The organism is Streptomyces sp. NPDC098781 (assembly GCF_044759995.1).
In the GTDB taxonomy this organism is placed as follows: Bacteria; Actinomycetota; Actinomycetes; order Streptomycetales; family Streptomycetaceae; genus Streptomyces.
Genome location: NZ_JBIWAK010000004.1, coordinates 793817 through 808841, shown reverse-complemented (window position 1 = coordinate 808841; position 15025 = coordinate 793817). Strand labels below are relative to the sequence as shown.

11 protein-coding genes are annotated in these 15025 nt (G+C 70.3%); 8 read left to right on the top strand and 3 right to left on the bottom strand.

All coding sequences use genetic code 11. The features are described from left to right. Positions 1–48: 48 nt before the first annotated feature. Both greA and ACIQWG_RS20560 read right to left on the bottom strand, forming a co-directional pair. Positions 49–549 (bottom strand): transcription elongation factor GreA, encoded by a 501-nt coding sequence (gene greA / locus ACIQWG_RS20565; RefSeq protein WP_404097599.1) that lies wholly within the window; start codon positions 547–549, stop codon positions 49–51. A gap of 211 nt (positions 550–760) precedes the next feature. After that, positions 761–1159 (bottom strand): DUF4307 domain-containing protein, encoded by a 399-nt coding sequence (locus ACIQWG_RS20560; protein ID WP_404097597.1) that lies wholly within the window; start codon positions 1157–1159, stop codon positions 761–763. A gap of 167 nt (positions 1160–1326) precedes the next feature. Between ACIQWG_RS20560 and mca the strand changes: the two genes are divergently transcribed. Beyond that, a complete protein-coding gene (mca, locus tag ACIQWG_RS20555; protein WP_404097753.1) occupies positions 1327–2187 on the top strand; it encodes a mycothiol conjugate amidase Mca in 861 nt (286 codons plus the stop codon). Continuing rightward, positions 2180–2437 (top strand): hypothetical protein, encoded by a 258-nt coding sequence (locus ACIQWG_RS20550; protein WP_404097595.1) that lies wholly within the window; start codon positions 2180–2182, stop codon positions 2435–2437. The genes mca and ACIQWG_RS20550 overlap by 8 nt, the downstream gene beginning before the upstream one ends. Positions 2438–2461: 24 nt before the next feature. Here the strand turns inward: ACIQWG_RS20550 and ACIQWG_RS20545 are convergent, their stop codons facing one another. Then, positions 2462–5662 (bottom strand): tetratricopeptide repeat protein, encoded by a 3201-nt coding sequence (locus tag ACIQWG_RS20545; protein ID WP_404097592.1) that lies wholly within the window; start codon positions 5660–5662, stop codon positions 2462–2464. 263 nt (positions 5663–5925) lie between these two features. On the opposite strand from ACIQWG_RS20545, the gene ACIQWG_RS20540 reads away from it, so the two are divergent. The 6 genes from ACIQWG_RS20540 to ACIQWG_RS20515 all read left to right on the top strand — a co-directional run bounded on the left by ACIQWG_RS20540 (position 5926) and on the right by ACIQWG_RS20515 (position 15024). Further along, complete coding sequence (locus ACIQWG_RS20540; protein ID WP_404097589.1) at positions 5926–6153, top strand: hypothetical protein; 228 nt, start codon at positions 5926–5928, stop codon at positions 6151–6153. 106 nt (positions 6154–6259) lie between these two features. Beyond that, on the top strand, positions 6260–8293 hold the full coding sequence (locus ACIQWG_RS20535) for a thioredoxin domain-containing protein (RefSeq protein ID WP_404097586.1): 2034 nt from the start codon (positions 6260–6262) through the stop codon (positions 8291–8293). A 191-nt stretch (positions 8294–8484) separates the two neighbouring features. Continuing rightward, the gene (locus tag ACIQWG_RS20530) at positions 8485–9762 is read left to right on the top strand and encodes a glycosyltransferase (RefSeq protein WP_404097584.1); all 1278 of its coding nucleotides are present in this window, start codon (positions 8485–8487) and stop codon (positions 9760–9762) included. Beyond that, positions 9759–11408, top strand: coding sequence for an ArnT family glycosyltransferase (locus ACIQWG_RS20525; RefSeq protein WP_404097581.1), 1650 nt, complete (start codon positions 9759–9761; stop codon positions 11406–11408). The genes ACIQWG_RS20530 and ACIQWG_RS20525 overlap by 4 nt, the downstream gene beginning before the upstream one ends. Beyond that, on the top strand, positions 11405–12607 hold the full coding sequence (locus tag ACIQWG_RS20520; RefSeq protein ID WP_404097578.1) for a glycosyltransferase: 1203 nt from the start codon (positions 11405–11407) through the stop codon (positions 12605–12607). The genes ACIQWG_RS20525 and ACIQWG_RS20520 overlap by 4 nt, the downstream gene beginning before the upstream one ends. Beyond that, the gene (locus ACIQWG_RS20515) at positions 12604–15024 is read left to right on the top strand and encodes a galactose oxidase-like domain-containing protein (RefSeq protein ID WP_404097575.1); all 2421 of its coding nucleotides are present in this window, start codon (positions 12604–12606) and stop codon (positions 15022–15024) included. The genes ACIQWG_RS20520 and ACIQWG_RS20515 overlap by 4 nt, the downstream gene beginning before the upstream one ends. Position 15025 lies beyond the last annotated feature (1 nt).

Sequence of the window (15025 nt, the reverse complement as noted above, 5' to 3'; positions counted from 1 at the left end):
CGGCCGGGGGCCGGCGGGGGACCGGTCGAGCCGGTCCCGGGGGCTGGGTCAGCCGTTGTAGGGCTCGGCCTTCAGGATCTTCACCGAGGCGGTCTTGCCGTTGGGCAGCTCGTACTCGGCGTCCTCGCCGACCTTGTGACCGATCACACCGGAGCCCAGCGGGGACTGCGGCGAGTAGGTCTCGATGTCGGTGCTCGCGTACTCGCGGGAGGCCAGCAGGAAGGACAGGGTGTCGTCCTCGTCGCCGTCGAAGGCGATCGTCACGACCATGCCGGGAGCCACCGCACCGTCCGCCGACGCCGGCGCCTCGCCGACCTTCGCGTTCTCCAGGAGCTGGGTCAGCTGGCGCACACGGAGCTCCTGCTTGCCCTGCTCCTCCTTGGCCGCGTGGTACCCGCCGTTCTCGCGCAGGTCGCCCTCCTCGCGCGCGGCCGCGATCTTGGCGGCGATCTCCGTGCGCGCAGGACCAGACAGGTACTCCAGCTCGGCCTTGAGCTGGTTGTACGCCTCCTGGGTCAGCCAGGTGACGTTCTCGCTGGTCTGGGTCACAGGTGCTCCTCGTAGGTACTGGGAATACAAAGCATCGCCCTACCCAGAAGGATGTTCCTTCATGGATGGGCGAAACCACGAGCCTAACAATTCAACGGCCGAAGGGGGAGGACATAAGCCATCAGAATCGCATCAACGCAGGTCAGTGCCCACGTATTACGTACCCGTCCGGTCGGTGTCGGACCAGTTCGGTCGGATTCGGTCGGTCGGATCAGTCGGCGTGGCAGCCGAGCAGCTCGGCCGTCGTCCCCGGGGACGTCGTACGCAGCGTGACGACCTTGTCGATGCGGGTGGAGTCGCCGTCGAAGCGGAAGTCGGCCCGGCCCACCTCGGCGCCGCTCTCCGCCTGGGAGCGCAGCGTGCAGTAGCCGGAGGCGCCGGCGTCCTTGCGGACCTCCAGATGCACCTTCACCGAGTCCTTGCCGACGTCGAACTCGATCACCTCGGCGCTGATCTTGTTCTTGCCGATGTAGTGGTAGGCGAAGTAGCCGATCATCGCCAGCAGCAGCGCCCCGAGGACGGCACCGACGACCTTGAGCGTGCGGTCGGCGCGTGCGTCCGAGGAGCGGCCGTAGCGGCCCTCGGGCGCCCGCGTGCTCGCCGTGCTCATGATCGTCCTCTCCGCCCGGGTGGGACCGATGTCCCGAAAGTGGGGCCTGCGGGCCGTACCGCGGAATTATCCGTCCCCCGATTCGGTCACTATAGAAGCGCCGATCGCGCCGGTGGACACCGGGCGCCGACTACGAGGATTGAGTCTTGACTGACCAGCTGCGACTGATGGCCGTGCACGCCCACCCCGACGACGAGTCGAGCAAGGGCGCCGCGACCATGGCGAAGTACGTGTCCGAGGGGGTGGACGTGCTGGTGGTGACCTGCACGGGCGGGGAGCGCGGCTCCATCCTCAATCCGAAGCTTCAGGGCGACAAGTACATCGAGGAGCACATCCACGAGGTACGCAAGAAGGAGATGGACGAGGCCCGCGAGATCCTCGGCATCAAGCAGGAGTGGCTCGGCTTCGTCGACTCCGGCCTGCCCGAGGGCGACCCGCTGCCGCCGCTCCCCGAGGGCTGCTTCGCCCTGGAAGACGTCGACAAGGCCGCCGGCGAGCTGGTGAAGCAGATCCGGTCCTTCCGTCCCCAGGTGATCACCACCTACGACGAGAACGGCGGCTACCCGCACCCCGACCACATCATGACCCACAAGATCTCGATGGTGGCCTTCGAGGGCGCGGCGGACACCGAGAAGTACCCGGAGGCCGAGTTCGGCCCCGCCTACCAGCCGCAGAAGCTGTACTACAACCAGGGCTTCAACCGCCCCCGCACCGAGGCCCTGCACCAGGCCATGCTGGACCGGGGCCTGGAGTCCCCGTACGGCGACTGGCTCAAGCGCTGGGACGAGTTCGGCATGAAGCAGCGCACCCTCACCACGCACGTGCCCTGCGGCGACTTCTACGAGATCCGCGACAAGGCGCTGATCGCGCACGCCACGCAGATCGACCCCGACGGCGGCTGGTTCAAGGTGCCGCTGGACCTTCAGAAGGAGGTCTGGCCGACCGAGGAGTACGAGCTCGCGAAGTCCCTCGTCGATACCTCCCTCCCCGAGGACGACCTCTTTGCGGGCATCCGCGACAATGCCTGACATGAGCGCAAGCGCAAGCCTGGCAATGACACAGCTCGCCACCCTCGCCAAGGAGGTGGACGAGGACAAGGTCACCCCCGGCGTCCTCGGCTTCATCGTCTTCGCGATGCTGGCTCTGGCCGTGTGGGGCCTGATGAAGTCCATGAACCGCCACATGAGCAGGGTCGACTTCACGGAGGCCCCGGATCCGAAGGCAGACTCCGGGGACTCCGCCGAAGCGAGCGGTGCGGCCAAGCCGCAGCAGGGCTGAGGAGGCCGCGGCGCCCGGCACCGTTCAGTGCCGGGCCGCAGCCGCCACCCCCATGACCTCCCGCGCGTGGCGGTTCGGCACCATGCCGAGCCGCCAGGCCTGCCATCCCGCCTCCAGGTTCACACCGCGTTCGAGCAGCAGCTGGTACGCCTCCACGTAGTCGTCCAGCTTCGCGTCCCGCAGCGGATGGCCGGCGCGGGACAGCTGGGCGAGTTCCTCCTGGGCCACCGCCGTGCCGATCTCCACACCGCCGGGAGCGGCGTACGGCAGCAGCGTGCAGCGCAGGAAGCGGGCCCAGTCCTCGCCGCGCCGGTCGCCGTACGACGCGAACAGACCGATCGCGTCGTCGCACAGGGCCAGCGCCTGCTGGGTCCGGGTGTTCCCGGCGTCCACCACCACCAGCTCCAGACAGGTCCACGCCTCCCCGTGCGCGACACCGATGCGCTGGAAGTCGGCGCGGGCGTCCACCAGGAGCTGGCGGGCGAAACCGGAGTTGCGCAGGGAGCCCGTCTGCGCGGCCCGCTGGTCGCGGGTCACCCGCGCCGAGTGGTGCCGGGCGCACGCCAGGCCGTACACGTCCCGCATGCGGGAGAACATCGTCCGGGAGCGCTCCAGCTCCCGTACCGCGAGGTCCAGGTTGCCCGTCTCCTCCAGGGCCTGGCCCAGGTAGTACAGCGACCAGGCCTCGCCGCGCGCGTCCTCGTTGTCGCGGTGGCGGGCGGCCGCCCGGCGCAGTCCGTCCACCGCCGGGGACGGATCACCGGCGACCAGCCGGGCCCGGGCCAGCTGGGTCATCGCCCACGCCTCGCCGCGGGCGTCGCGGGTCCGGCCGTACAGGTCCAGGGCCGCCCGCAGGTCCGCCTCCGCACGCGGTACGTCGCCCATCCTGAGGCCCAGCTGACCGAGCTGGAAGTGGGCCCAGGCCTCGCCGTGCAGCGACTCGCCGGCGCGGTGCAGGGACAGCGACTCGGTCAGCAGGCCGAGGGACTCGGCGACGTGGCCCCGGTCGCGTTCCACCGCCGCCAGCGCGTGCATCGTCCAGGCGCGGTCCGTCGACAGCTCGGGCGCCGACTGAAGATCGAGGGCCTCCCGTAGCTTCGTCGCCGCCTCGGTCAGGTTGCCCTGGTGGTGGAGGGTGATGCCGAGCGAGCACAGCGCGCGTGCCGCGCCCGCGTCGTGGTGGGCCTCCATGTAGAGCTCGACCACCGAGGTCAGGGTGGTGCGGGCCTTGTCCAGTTCGCCGAGCTGGCGGGCCGCGATGCCGGTGCGCCACTGCACCGAGCGGACCAGCAGGCCCTTGTCGACGGCCTGCGCCAGCTCGTTGATCTCGCCGAGGCGGTAGAGGTCGCCGCGCAGCAGGCAGTAGTCGCACAGCGCGCCCAGCAGGTTGAGCACCGCCGCCTGGTTGGCGTCCTCGGCGTGCCGCAGCGCCGCGGTGATGAAGCTCGACTCGTCGTCCAGCCAGCGCAGCGCGTCGTCCAGCGAGGTGAAGCCGTGCGGGCTGAAGCGGTCCGAGCGGGTCGACATGTTGCCGTCGACCAGGCGCAGGACCGACTCGGCGAGATCGGCGTAGTTCACGATCAGCCGTTCCTGGGCCGCCGTGCGCTCCGCGGGCTGCTCCTCGTCGAGGAGGCGGGCGTGGGCGAAGGCGCGGACCAGGTCGTGCAGGCGGTAGCGGTTGCCGCGCACGTGGTCGACCAGGCCCGCCTCGGACAGCGCCACGAGGTGACGGGTCGCCTCCGCCTCGTCGGTGGCCAGCAGCGAGGCCGCCGCTGCCGCGCCCAGCGAGGCGCGGCCCGCGAGCGCAAGCCGGCGCAGCAACCGCCGGGCCGCCTCCGACTGGTCCGTGTAGCGCAGCCACAGCACCCGCTCGATCGGCTCCACCGGGCCGTACGCGCCCAGATCGGTCGCCAGCGCGCGCGGTGATCGCGGGCCCAGCGACGAGCCCGCGATCCGCAGCGCCAGCGGCAGCCCACCGCACAACTCCCGGATCTCGTCGGTGGATTCGGCGTCGTAGGGGCCCGAGGAATCCTGTGCGGAGGCCGTCAGCAGCTCCTCCGCGCCCGCCGCGTCCAGCTTCTCCACCGGGAGCTGATGCACCCAGGCGGCGAGATCCCCGGGCAGGTCGAGGGGCTCGCGGGCGGTGACGAGCACCAGGCTGTCGGAGCGTTCGGGGACGAGGGTACGGACCTGCCGGGCGTCCGAGGCGTCCTCCAGTACGACCGTGACCGGAAGGCCGGTGAGGTGCTGGTGGTAGAGCTCGCTCAGCCGCTTGACCTGCTGCTCGGCCGACGAGCGCTCACGGAAGAGGAGTTGCTCGCGGGGCGCGCCCAGACGGTTCAGCAGATGCAGCAGCGCGTCTCGCGTCGACAGTGGCGGCTCCTCGGTGGTGTCGCCGCGCAGGTCCACCACGCACGCGCCGCGGAACTGGTCCTTCAGGTCGTGCGCCGCGCGGATCGCCAGTGCGGTGCGGCCGCTGCCGGGCGCGCCGTGCAGGACGACCACCGTCGGCCTGGTCTCCGTACTCGCGCGGGCCGCCTGCACCCACTGCCGGATGCGGGCCAGCTCCGGCCGGCGGCCCGCGAACGGGCCCATCGGCTCGGGGAGTTGGCCGAACGACTGCTCCAGCACGCTCCGCCCCCGGGCCGCGGCGCTCTTGTCGGCGCCTCTCAGCCGCGGTGACGACTTCTTCGGGCCGGTGGAGGCGCTCAGCACGCGCTGCTGGTCGAGGAACGGTCGGATGCCGCGTACTTCCAGCGCCGTCAGCCATTGCAGGCGCAGCTGTTCCGGGCCGCCGGGCTGGCCGGCGGCGCCCGCGCGGTGATGTGCGGCGGGCAGATGCGTGCCGGCCACCTTCACGACGGTGGCCGCGGCGCCGACGACGCCCACGGTGACGCCCGCGCCGACCGCGGTGGTCGGGCCGGTGCCGAGCGCCAGGTCGGACACGACGGCCGCGACCGCGGCGACACCGGCCACGATCAGCGGCGTGGCACCGCCCTCCCGCGCGAACCGCTGCCCGAACGACAGCCGACCGGCGTCCGCCTCGTCCAGGGCCCGTGTATACGCCGCGTACTCCTCGGCGGCCGCCTGCGCCATGTCGTCCAGCGCGGCACGCGCCCGGGACAACAGCACCTGTCCGTCGGTACGCCCGCCCGAGCGCCGCACCTCCTCCTCCACGGCGCGGACCAACAGCCGCTCGGCCTCGGCCCGATGGCTGTCTCGCATGTCACGTCCCCCTCCGGCGGAAACAGCGTCCTTGGTCAAGTGTGCTGCGTACCGCGCACGGGGGCGAGGGGGCGGGCGGTGCGCGAACCACTGTGGAGGGTCTGTGAATTGGTGGTGCGGCTCGTCCGAGTGGCCATTGTGAACGCCGTCGTCGACAGAACAGCCGGGGGAGACACGCCCACGCCGCAGGGCGCGCCCTGGGGGCCGCCGCAGCCGCCTCAGCCGCAGCCGCCGCAGCCGCCACAGCAGCCTCGCAGGGCCTGGTGGGTCGCCGGGATCGTCATCCCGGTGGTGGGAATCCTCGGACGGTCAACCCGACGATCTCGGTCCCGGACTCGGCGGACAACCTGGCTCCCTGGGCCGACCCCGGTACCACTGCGACGCCCCAGGAGTGCCTGGAGAGCGTGGAGCGCAACGGCAGCTACGGCGCGTCGAACGTGCAGCCGGGAGAGGCGTTCTGTCTGCTGACCGTCGAGGGACGGGTCGCCTAACCTCCAGGTCGTCACCGCTCCGGACAGCGGCGGCGGAAAACTCAAGGTCACCGTCTGGGAGACGCCTGACGCGTGACCCGTGGGGTACTGCGGCAGGATGGACCCCATGCCGAACCGACTGGCTCACGAGACGTCCCCCTACCTGCTCCAGCACGCGGACAACCCGGTCGACTGGTGGCCGTGGTCGGCCGAGGCCTTCGAGGAGGCCCGTAAGAGCGGCAAACCGGTCCTGCTCAGCGTCGGCTACAGCAGCTGTCACTGGTGTCACGTGATGGCCCACGAGTCCTTCGAGGACCAGGAGACCGCCGACTACCTCAACGCCCACTTCGTCAGCGTGAAGGTCGACCGCGAGGAACGTCCCGACGTGGACGCCGTCTACATGGAGGCCGTGCAGGCGGCCACCGGCCAGGGCGGCTGGCCCATGACCGTGTTCCTCACCCCGGACGCCGAGCCGTTCTACTTCGGCACCTACTTCCCGCCCGCGCCCCGCTCCGGCATGCCCTCCTTCCGGCAGGTCCTGGAGGGGGTGCGCAGTGCCTGGACCGACCGGCGCGACGAGGTCGCCGAGGTCGCGGGGAAGATCGTGCGGGACCTCGCCGGCCGGGAGATCTCCTACGGCGGGCCCGAGGCGCCCGGCGAGCAGGAGCTCGCGCAGGCGCTGCTCGGGCTCACCCGGGAGTACGACCCGCAGCGCGGCGGATTCGGCGGCGCCCCCAAGTTCCCGCCGTCCATGGTGATCGAGTTCCTGCTGCGGCATCACGCGCGCACCGGTGCCGAGGGCGCGTTGCAGATGGCGCGGGACACCTGTGAGCGGATGGCCCGGGGCGGTATCTACGACCAGATCGGCGGCGGCTTCGCCCGGTACTCCGTCGACCGGGACTGGGTCGTGCCGCACTTCGAGAAGATGCTGTACGACAACGCCCTGCTGTGCCGTGTCTACGCCCACCTGTGGCGCGCCACCGGCTCCGAGCCGGCCCGCCGGGTCGCGCTGGAGACCGCCGACTTCATGGTGCGTGAACTGCGCACCGCCGAGGGCGGGTTCGCCTCCGCTCTCGACGCCGACAGCGACGACGGGACCGGCCGGCACGTCGAGGGCGCCTACTACGTGTGGACGCCGGAGCAGCTGCGCGAGGTCCTCGGCGACGACGACGCCGAGCTCGCCGTCCGCTACTTCGGCGTGACGGAGGAGGGCACTTTCGAGCAGGGCTCGTCCGTCCTGCAACTCCCGCAGCAGGACGGGCTGTTCGACGCCGAGAAGATCAGCTCCGTACGGCGCAGGCTGCTGGACAGCAGGAGCGAGCGCCCCGCCCCCGGCCGTGACGACAAGGTCGTCGCCGCCTGGAACGGCCTCGCGATCGCCGCTCTCGCCGAGACCGGCGCCTACTTCGACCGCCCCGACCTGGTCGACGCCGCTCTCGGAGCCGCCGACCTCCTCGTGCGGCTGCACCTCGACGACCACGTCCGTCTCGCGCGTACCAGCAAGGACGGTCACGTCGGCGCCAACGCGGGTGTGCTGGAGGACTACGCGGACGTCGCCGAGGGCTTCCTGGCGCTCGCCTCCGTCACCGGCGAGGGCGTCTGGCTGGACTTCGCCGGGTTCCTGCTCGACCACGTGCTCGCCCGGTTCGTCGACGAGGAGTCCGGCGCCCTCTACGACACCGCCTCCGACGCCGAGCGGCTGATCCGCCGGCCGCAGGACCCCACCGACAACGCCGCACCCTCCGGCTGGAGCGCCGCGGCCGGCGCCCTGCTGAGCTACGCCGCCCAGACCGGCGCCGAGCCCCATCGCAGGGCCGCCGAACGGGCGCTCGGCGTCGTCAAGGCCCTCGGCCCGCGCGTCCCCCGCTTCATCGGCTGGGGTCTGGCGGTCGCCGAGGCCGCCCTCGACGGGCCGCGCGAGGTCGCGGTCGTCGGACCGGCACTCGATGACGAGGCGACAAAAGCCCTGCACCGTACGGCACTTCTCGGCACCGCCCCCGGTGCAGTCGTGGCCATGGGAACTCCGGAGAGTGACGAGTTTCCCCTTCTCGCCGACCGTCCCCTGCGACAGGGCGCACCCGCCGCGTACGTGTGCCGCAACTTCACGTGCGACGCCCCGACCACGGATCCGGAGCGTCTGAGGGCCGCGCTGACCAGGTGAAACCGTGGCCATATCGGGCCACTTACGTAGGCTGTGTTCGAATTGTTCACTCTCGGGGCTCGTTGTGAGGAAACGCGCTCTTCATCAAAACGGCCTGCGGGCTTCACAGATCCCCCCTAACCTCTCCACAGTGACGCGACGGGTGTGACGCACCGTCGCGACAGGGGGCATTGGGGATCTGGGGGGATCTTTTGCTGACGTCTGTTTTCATAGCCGTCGTCTCGCTGGCCTTGTTCTGGATGGCGGCTTTCACCTTGTGGTGGCAGATGCACGCGTGGCGTACGCCCGAAGTGCTGGCCTCCACCCGGTTCAGCAGACCGGACGGCGGCGAGCACGTGTCGTTCTCGCTGCTGCTCCCGGCACGGCACGAACAAGCCGTGCTGGACCACACGATCCAGCGACTGCTGGAATCCACACACACCGACTTCGAGATCATCGTCATCGTCGGACACGACGACCCGGAGACCACGGAGGTGGCCGAGAAGGCCGCCTCCCGCGACCCGCGCGTCCGTGTCGTCGTCGACACCCACGAGAAGAAGAACAAGCCGAAGGCCATGAACACCGCGCTGCCGCACTGCCGCGGCGACGTCGTCGGGGTCTTCGACGCCGAGGACCAGGTCCATCCCGAGCTCCTCGCGCACGTGGACCACGCGTTCCGGACGACGAAAGCGGACGTGGTCCAGGGCGGCGTCCAGCTCATCAACTTCCACTCCAGCTGGTACAGCCTGCGCAACTGCCTGGAGTACTTCTTCTGGTTCCGGTCGCGGCTGCATCTGCACGCGCAGAAGGGGTTCATCCCGCTGGGCGGCAACACCGTCTTCGTGCGGACGGACGTGCTCAGGGAGGCCGACGGCTGGGATCCCGACTGCCTCGCCGAGGACTGCGACCTGGGCGTCCGGCTGTCCAGCGTCGGCAAGAAGGTCGTCGTCGCCTACGACTCCGACATGGTGACCAAGGAGGAGACGCCCGGCAGCCTGATGTCGCTGCTGAAGCAGCGCACCCGCTGGAACCAGGGCTTCCTCCAGGTCTACCGGAAGAACGACTGGCGGCAACTGCCCACCTTCGGACAGCGGTTGCTCGCCCGCTACACGCTCACCACGCCGTTCCTCCAGGCCTTCACCGGCCTGATCATCCCGCTGAACGTGGCCGTCGCGCTCTTCCTCGACGTGCCGGTGAGCGTCGCCTTCATCACCTTCCTGCCGGCCGTCACCGCGCTCGTCACCTTCGTCTTCGAGCTCGTCGGACTGCACGACTTCGGCAAGCAGTACGGGCTTCGGGTGCGCTTCGTCCACTACGTGAAGCTGATCGTGGGCGGCCCCTTCTACCAGGTGCTCCTCGCCGGGGCCGCCCTGCGCGCCGTATGGCGTGAGCAGCGCGGCCAGAACGACTGGGAGCTGACCAGCCACGTAGGCGCGCACCTCGCGGACGCCGAAGTGACCCGAGACCTCCGAGAGGACGTCCCTGCGTGACCTCCACCCTTCCCGCGGTGACCACTCAGAAGGTCCCCGCGCAGCGGCAGCCTGCGCCCATGGCGCGTCCGACCGGTCGAACGACGCCGCCGGTACGGCTGCGTTCGTCCCGTCCCGACCTGATCCTGTGCGGCGTACTCCTCGTCGTGATCCTCCTCGTCCAGGGCTGGAACATCGCCGACTACCCGACCCTCAGCGACGACGAGGGCACCTACCTCGCCCAGGCCTGGGCGGTCCAGGAGGGCCGGGGCCTCGCCCACTACACGTACTGGTACGACCACCCACCCCTCGGCTGGATCCAACTCGCCCTGCTGACCTGGATACCGGCCGCGCTCAGCCCCGAGTCGATGACCGTCGGCACCATGCGCGCCGCGATGCTCGTCATCAGCGCGGTCAGCGCGGTGCTGGTGTACGTGCTGGGGCGGCGGCTGTCCCTGCCGCGCTGGGCCGCCGGGCTCGGCATGGTCCTGTTCGGGCTCTCGCCGCTGTCGGTCGTGCTCCAGCGGGAGATCTTCCTCGACAACCTCGCGGTGATGTGGACGCTGCTCGCGTTCGCCCTCGCCGCCTCGCCGAGCCGGCATCTGTGGCACCACTTCGGCGCCGGGATGGCGGCCGCGACGGCCGTGCTGACCAAGGAGACGATGCTCTTCGTCCTCCCCGCGGTCCTGATCACCATGTGGCGGCACAGCCACCGCGACACCCGCAAGTTCGCCCTGACCGGCGGCGTCACCGCATGCGTGCTGATCGGCCTGTCGTACCCCTTGTTCGCCCTGCTGAAGGGCGAGTTGTTCCCGGGCAGCGGACATGTCTCACTGTGGGACGGCGTCAAGTACCAGATGACCCGGCCCGGTTCGGGCTTCATCCTCGACCAGGGCTCCGGCTCGCACGGCGTCCTTCAGTCGTGGCTCTACTACGACCGTGTCCTCATCGTCGGCGGCCTCGCGGGCGCCCTGCTGCTCCTGGTCACCTGGCGCTGGTCGGTCACCGCGCGCGCCCTGGCCGGACCGTCGTTCGCGGTGGCGATCCTCGCCCTGGTGGCGATGCGCCCCAGCGGCTATCTGCCCGCGATGTACGTCATCCAGGCGCTGCCGTTCCTCGCCCTCGTCCTCGCCGGCGGAACGGCCTCCGTCGCCCACGCCGTACTGCGGCGATGGCGGTCCGGGACCGAGCACCGGTATCTGACGGGCGGACGGTACGCACTGGCGGCCGTGCTCGCGATCGCCGCCGGTGCCTATGTCGTCCCGCGCTGGTACGACGGCGACCGCACGGCCGTCACCGCCGACGCCAACGCCCCCTACCAGGCCGCCTCGAAGTGGCTGGCCAGTGAGGTGGAGCACCCGGAGGACACCCGTGTCCTCGTCGACGACGCGCTGTGGCTGGACCTGGTGCACGCCGGGTACGAGCCGGGGCGCGGGGTCATCTGGTTCTACAAGGCGGACCTCGACCCGGCCGTCACGAAGACCATGCCGCGCGGCTGGAAGGACCTCGACTACGTCGTCGCCTCCCCGACGGTCCGGCGTGACGCGGTCGACCTGCCCAACGTCAAGGCGGCCATCGAGCACTCGAAGCCGGTCGCCGTCTTCGGCGCCGGCGAGGACCGCATCGAGATCCGCCAGATCCAGACCGCCTCCGGAGGCGTCCGATGACCCACGAGTACACCGCCCCCGAGGAGCTCGGCGACCCGGCCGTGCGGGCCGCCGAGGTGGCCGAGCCGGGCGCCGTCACCATCGTCGTACCGACCTTCAACGAGTCCGCGAACGTAAGGCAGTTGCTGCACCGGATCACCGAGTCGGTGCCGTCCCGGCTGCCCTGCGAGGTCGTCTTCGTGGACGACTCCACCGACGACACCCCGCAGGTCATCAAGGAGGCCGCGCAGGACTGCCCGTTCCCCGTCACCGTCATCCACCGCGACGAACCCGTCGGCGGGCTCGGCGGCGCGGTCGTGGAGGGGATGAAGGCGGCCGGGTCGGACTGGATCGTCGTCATGGACGGCGACTGCCAGCACCCGCCCTCCCTGGTGCCGGACCTGGTGGCCACCGGCGAGCGGGCCAACGCCGGGCTGGTCGTGGCCTCCCGGTACATCAAGGGCGGCAGCCGGGCCGGGCTCGCCGGCAGCTACCGGGTGGCCGTGTCACGGGCGGCGACCTGGCTGACCAAGTCCCTCTTCCCGCGCAAGCTGCACGGCATCAGCGACCCGATGAGCGGCTTCTTCGCGATCCGCCGCAGCGACATCGCCGCCGAGGCGCTGAAGCCGCTCGGCTACAAGATCCTGCTGGAGCTGGCGGTGCGCAGCCGGCCGCGCGCGGTCACCGAGGTGCCGTTCGTCTTCCAGGAGCGGTTCGCGGGGGAGTCCAAGTCCACGGCCGCCGAGGGGCGGCGTTTCCTGCGGCATCTCGCCGGGCTGCGCACGGCCGACGCGCTGTCCCGGATGGTGGTGTTCGGGCTGATCGGACTGACCGGCTTCGTACCGAACCTGGCCGCGCTGTGGGTGTTCACCGAAGCGGGCCTGCACTACCTGCCCGCCGAGATCGTCGCCAACCAGTTCGGCGTGGCCTGGAACTTCCTGCTCATCGAGAAGCTGCTGTTCCGCGACCGCCGGCAGCACCGCCACTGGGCCGACCGCACCATTCGGTTCGCGCTGCTTGCCAACGCCGACCTGGTGCTGCGCATCCCGCTGATAGCGCTGCTGGTGGGCCAGTTCGGGCTGGCCGTGCTGCCGGCCACCGCGCTGGCCCTGGTCATCACCTTCGTCCTGCGCTTCGCCGGTACCGAAGCGCTGGTCTATCTGCCGCGCCGCCGTTCAGGTCGGCAGCGCGGGAGCCGCACCGCAAGGAGAGCCGCATGAACAAGCGCCTCGTCAACCGACACCGAAGAAGGACCGCACTGGTCGGGGTGGGCGCCCTGACCGCCGGTCTGCTCCTCACCTCGCCCCAGTCCGCCTCCGCCGCCAACCTCGTCAAGAACCCCGGCTTCGAGACCGCGGGGACCGACGACATGCCCTACTGCTGGAAGAAGTCCGGGTGGGGCGACAACGACTTCACCTTCGAGACCGTGGCAGACGCCCACTCGGGCTCCAAGGCCATGAAGGTCACCCTGACCCGCCGGGCCGAGGGCGACCGCAAGGCGCTCATCACCGAGTCCGCCGCGTGCGCGCCGGTCGTCACGGTGGGCAAGCAGTACGACCTGGGGCTCTGGTACAAGTCGACCACCCCGGACACCTCGGTCACCCTGTTCCGGCACGACGCCACGGCGGGCTGGCAGTACTGGACCGACCTGAAGACGCTGGAGATGGCGGCCGGTTGGACCGAGGCGACGGTCCGCACACCCGAGGTGCCCGCCGGCACCGACCGGATCGCCTGGGGCGTCTCCGTCTACGGCACCGGCTCGGTCACCACCGACGACTACACGATGGACCAGGTCGCCGAAGCGGTGCCGGACCCGGTGTGCACGGGCACGGCCGAGGAGTGCGCCAACGGCCGCTGGGACGTGCTGCCCACGAAGAACCCGGTGCGCTCCATGCACTCCGTCGTCCTCAACAACGGCAAGGTGCTGCTGATCGCCGGCTCCGGCAACAGCCAGGAGATGTTCGAGGCGGGCACGTTCACCAGCGCGGTCTACGACCCCGAGAACGGTACGTATAGGACGATCCCCACGCCGAAGGACATGTTCTGCGCCGGGCACGTCCAGCTCGACGACGGCCGGGTGCTCGTCATGAGCGGCAACAAGGGCTATCCGTCGGCCGACGGCAGGGTCGGCTACCAGGGCTACAAGGACTCGTACATCTTCGACCCGGTCACCGAGACGTACAGCAAGACCAACGACATGAACGACGGCCACTGGTACCCGTCGGCCACCGTCCTCGGCAACGGTGACGTGATCTCCTTCGGCGGTCTGAAGGAGGACTCCACCGGCTCGGTGACCGCCGAGCTGTGGTCGGACGCCGAGCAGAAGTGGCTGGAGCTCTGGAAGGTCAACCAGACCTGGTCGTACTGGGGTCTGTACCCGTCGATGATCCTGATGCAGGACGGCCGCCTCTTCTACTCGGGCAGCCATGTCTTCGGCAACAACATCCCGGGCACCGGTTCGGCGATCTACGACTACGGCGCCAACACGGTCACCCAGATCCCCGGCCTCCAGAAGAAGGACGAGCGCGACCAGTCCGCGAGCGTGCTGCTGCCTCCGGCCCAGGACCAGAAGGTCCTCACCATCGGCGGCGGCAACATCGACTCCAACCCGGACGCCAACCGCCTCACCGACGTCATCGACCTCAAGCAGCCCAACCCGTCCTACGTCGCCGGACCGCCGCTGCCGCAGGGCACCGTCGACCTCGGCGCCGGCAAGGTCCCGCAGACCGGCAACCAGGGCAAGATGTACGTCTCCGCCGTGCTCCTGCCCGACGGCAAGGTCCTGGAGACCGGGGGCGCCCTGCACAACCGGGCCGACCCGGTGTACGAGTCGTCGCTGTACGACCCGGCGACGGGCACCTTCGACCCGGTGGCGGCCGACCCGGAGGAGCGCGGCTACCACTCCTCGGCGTTCCTGCTGCCCGACGGCCGTGTGATGGCCACCGGCGACAACCCGGGCAACGGCTCCTGGAACCACGACGTGTCGATCTACACCCCGCCCTATCTGCTCAAGGGCGAGCGGCCGGCGATCACCTCGGTGATCGACACCGAGTGGACGTACGGCGACACCCAGCGGATCACCGTCGACCGGCCCATCGCGAAGGCGGAGCTGATCCGTCCGGCCGCGGTCACCCACTCCTCCGACCCCAACCAGCGGTTCGTCGATCTGCCGCTGTCGGTGGACGGCAACAACGTCGACCTGAACGTGACGAGCAACCCCAACCTGGCCCCGCCCGGCTGGTACATGCTCTTCGCGGTCGACGCCAACGGGGTGCCGTCGGTGGCCAAGTGGGTGCACCTCCAGGGCCCGCAGGCGCTTTCCGCCACGGACTCCTCGGCGCACGTCCACGACTTCGCCGACAACCTCAAGGGCAAGGTCACGGGCCCCGGCAAGAAGCGCAGCGCGCAGAAGGTCAGCCCGACCGTCTCCGGCTGCGACCGCCACTACGGCTCCGCCAATGTCTGCGTCCCCACGGACTTCCCGCCCACGGTGAAGACGACGACGAAGGCCCGCTGCGACTGGCTGAAGAAGAACGACTACGGCCGCCTCAAGGTCAACGGCAAGGACGACCCGCTGCGGCTGGACCCGAACCGGGACGGAATCGCCTGCGGCAAGGGTGATGTGAGCAGGCGTTAGC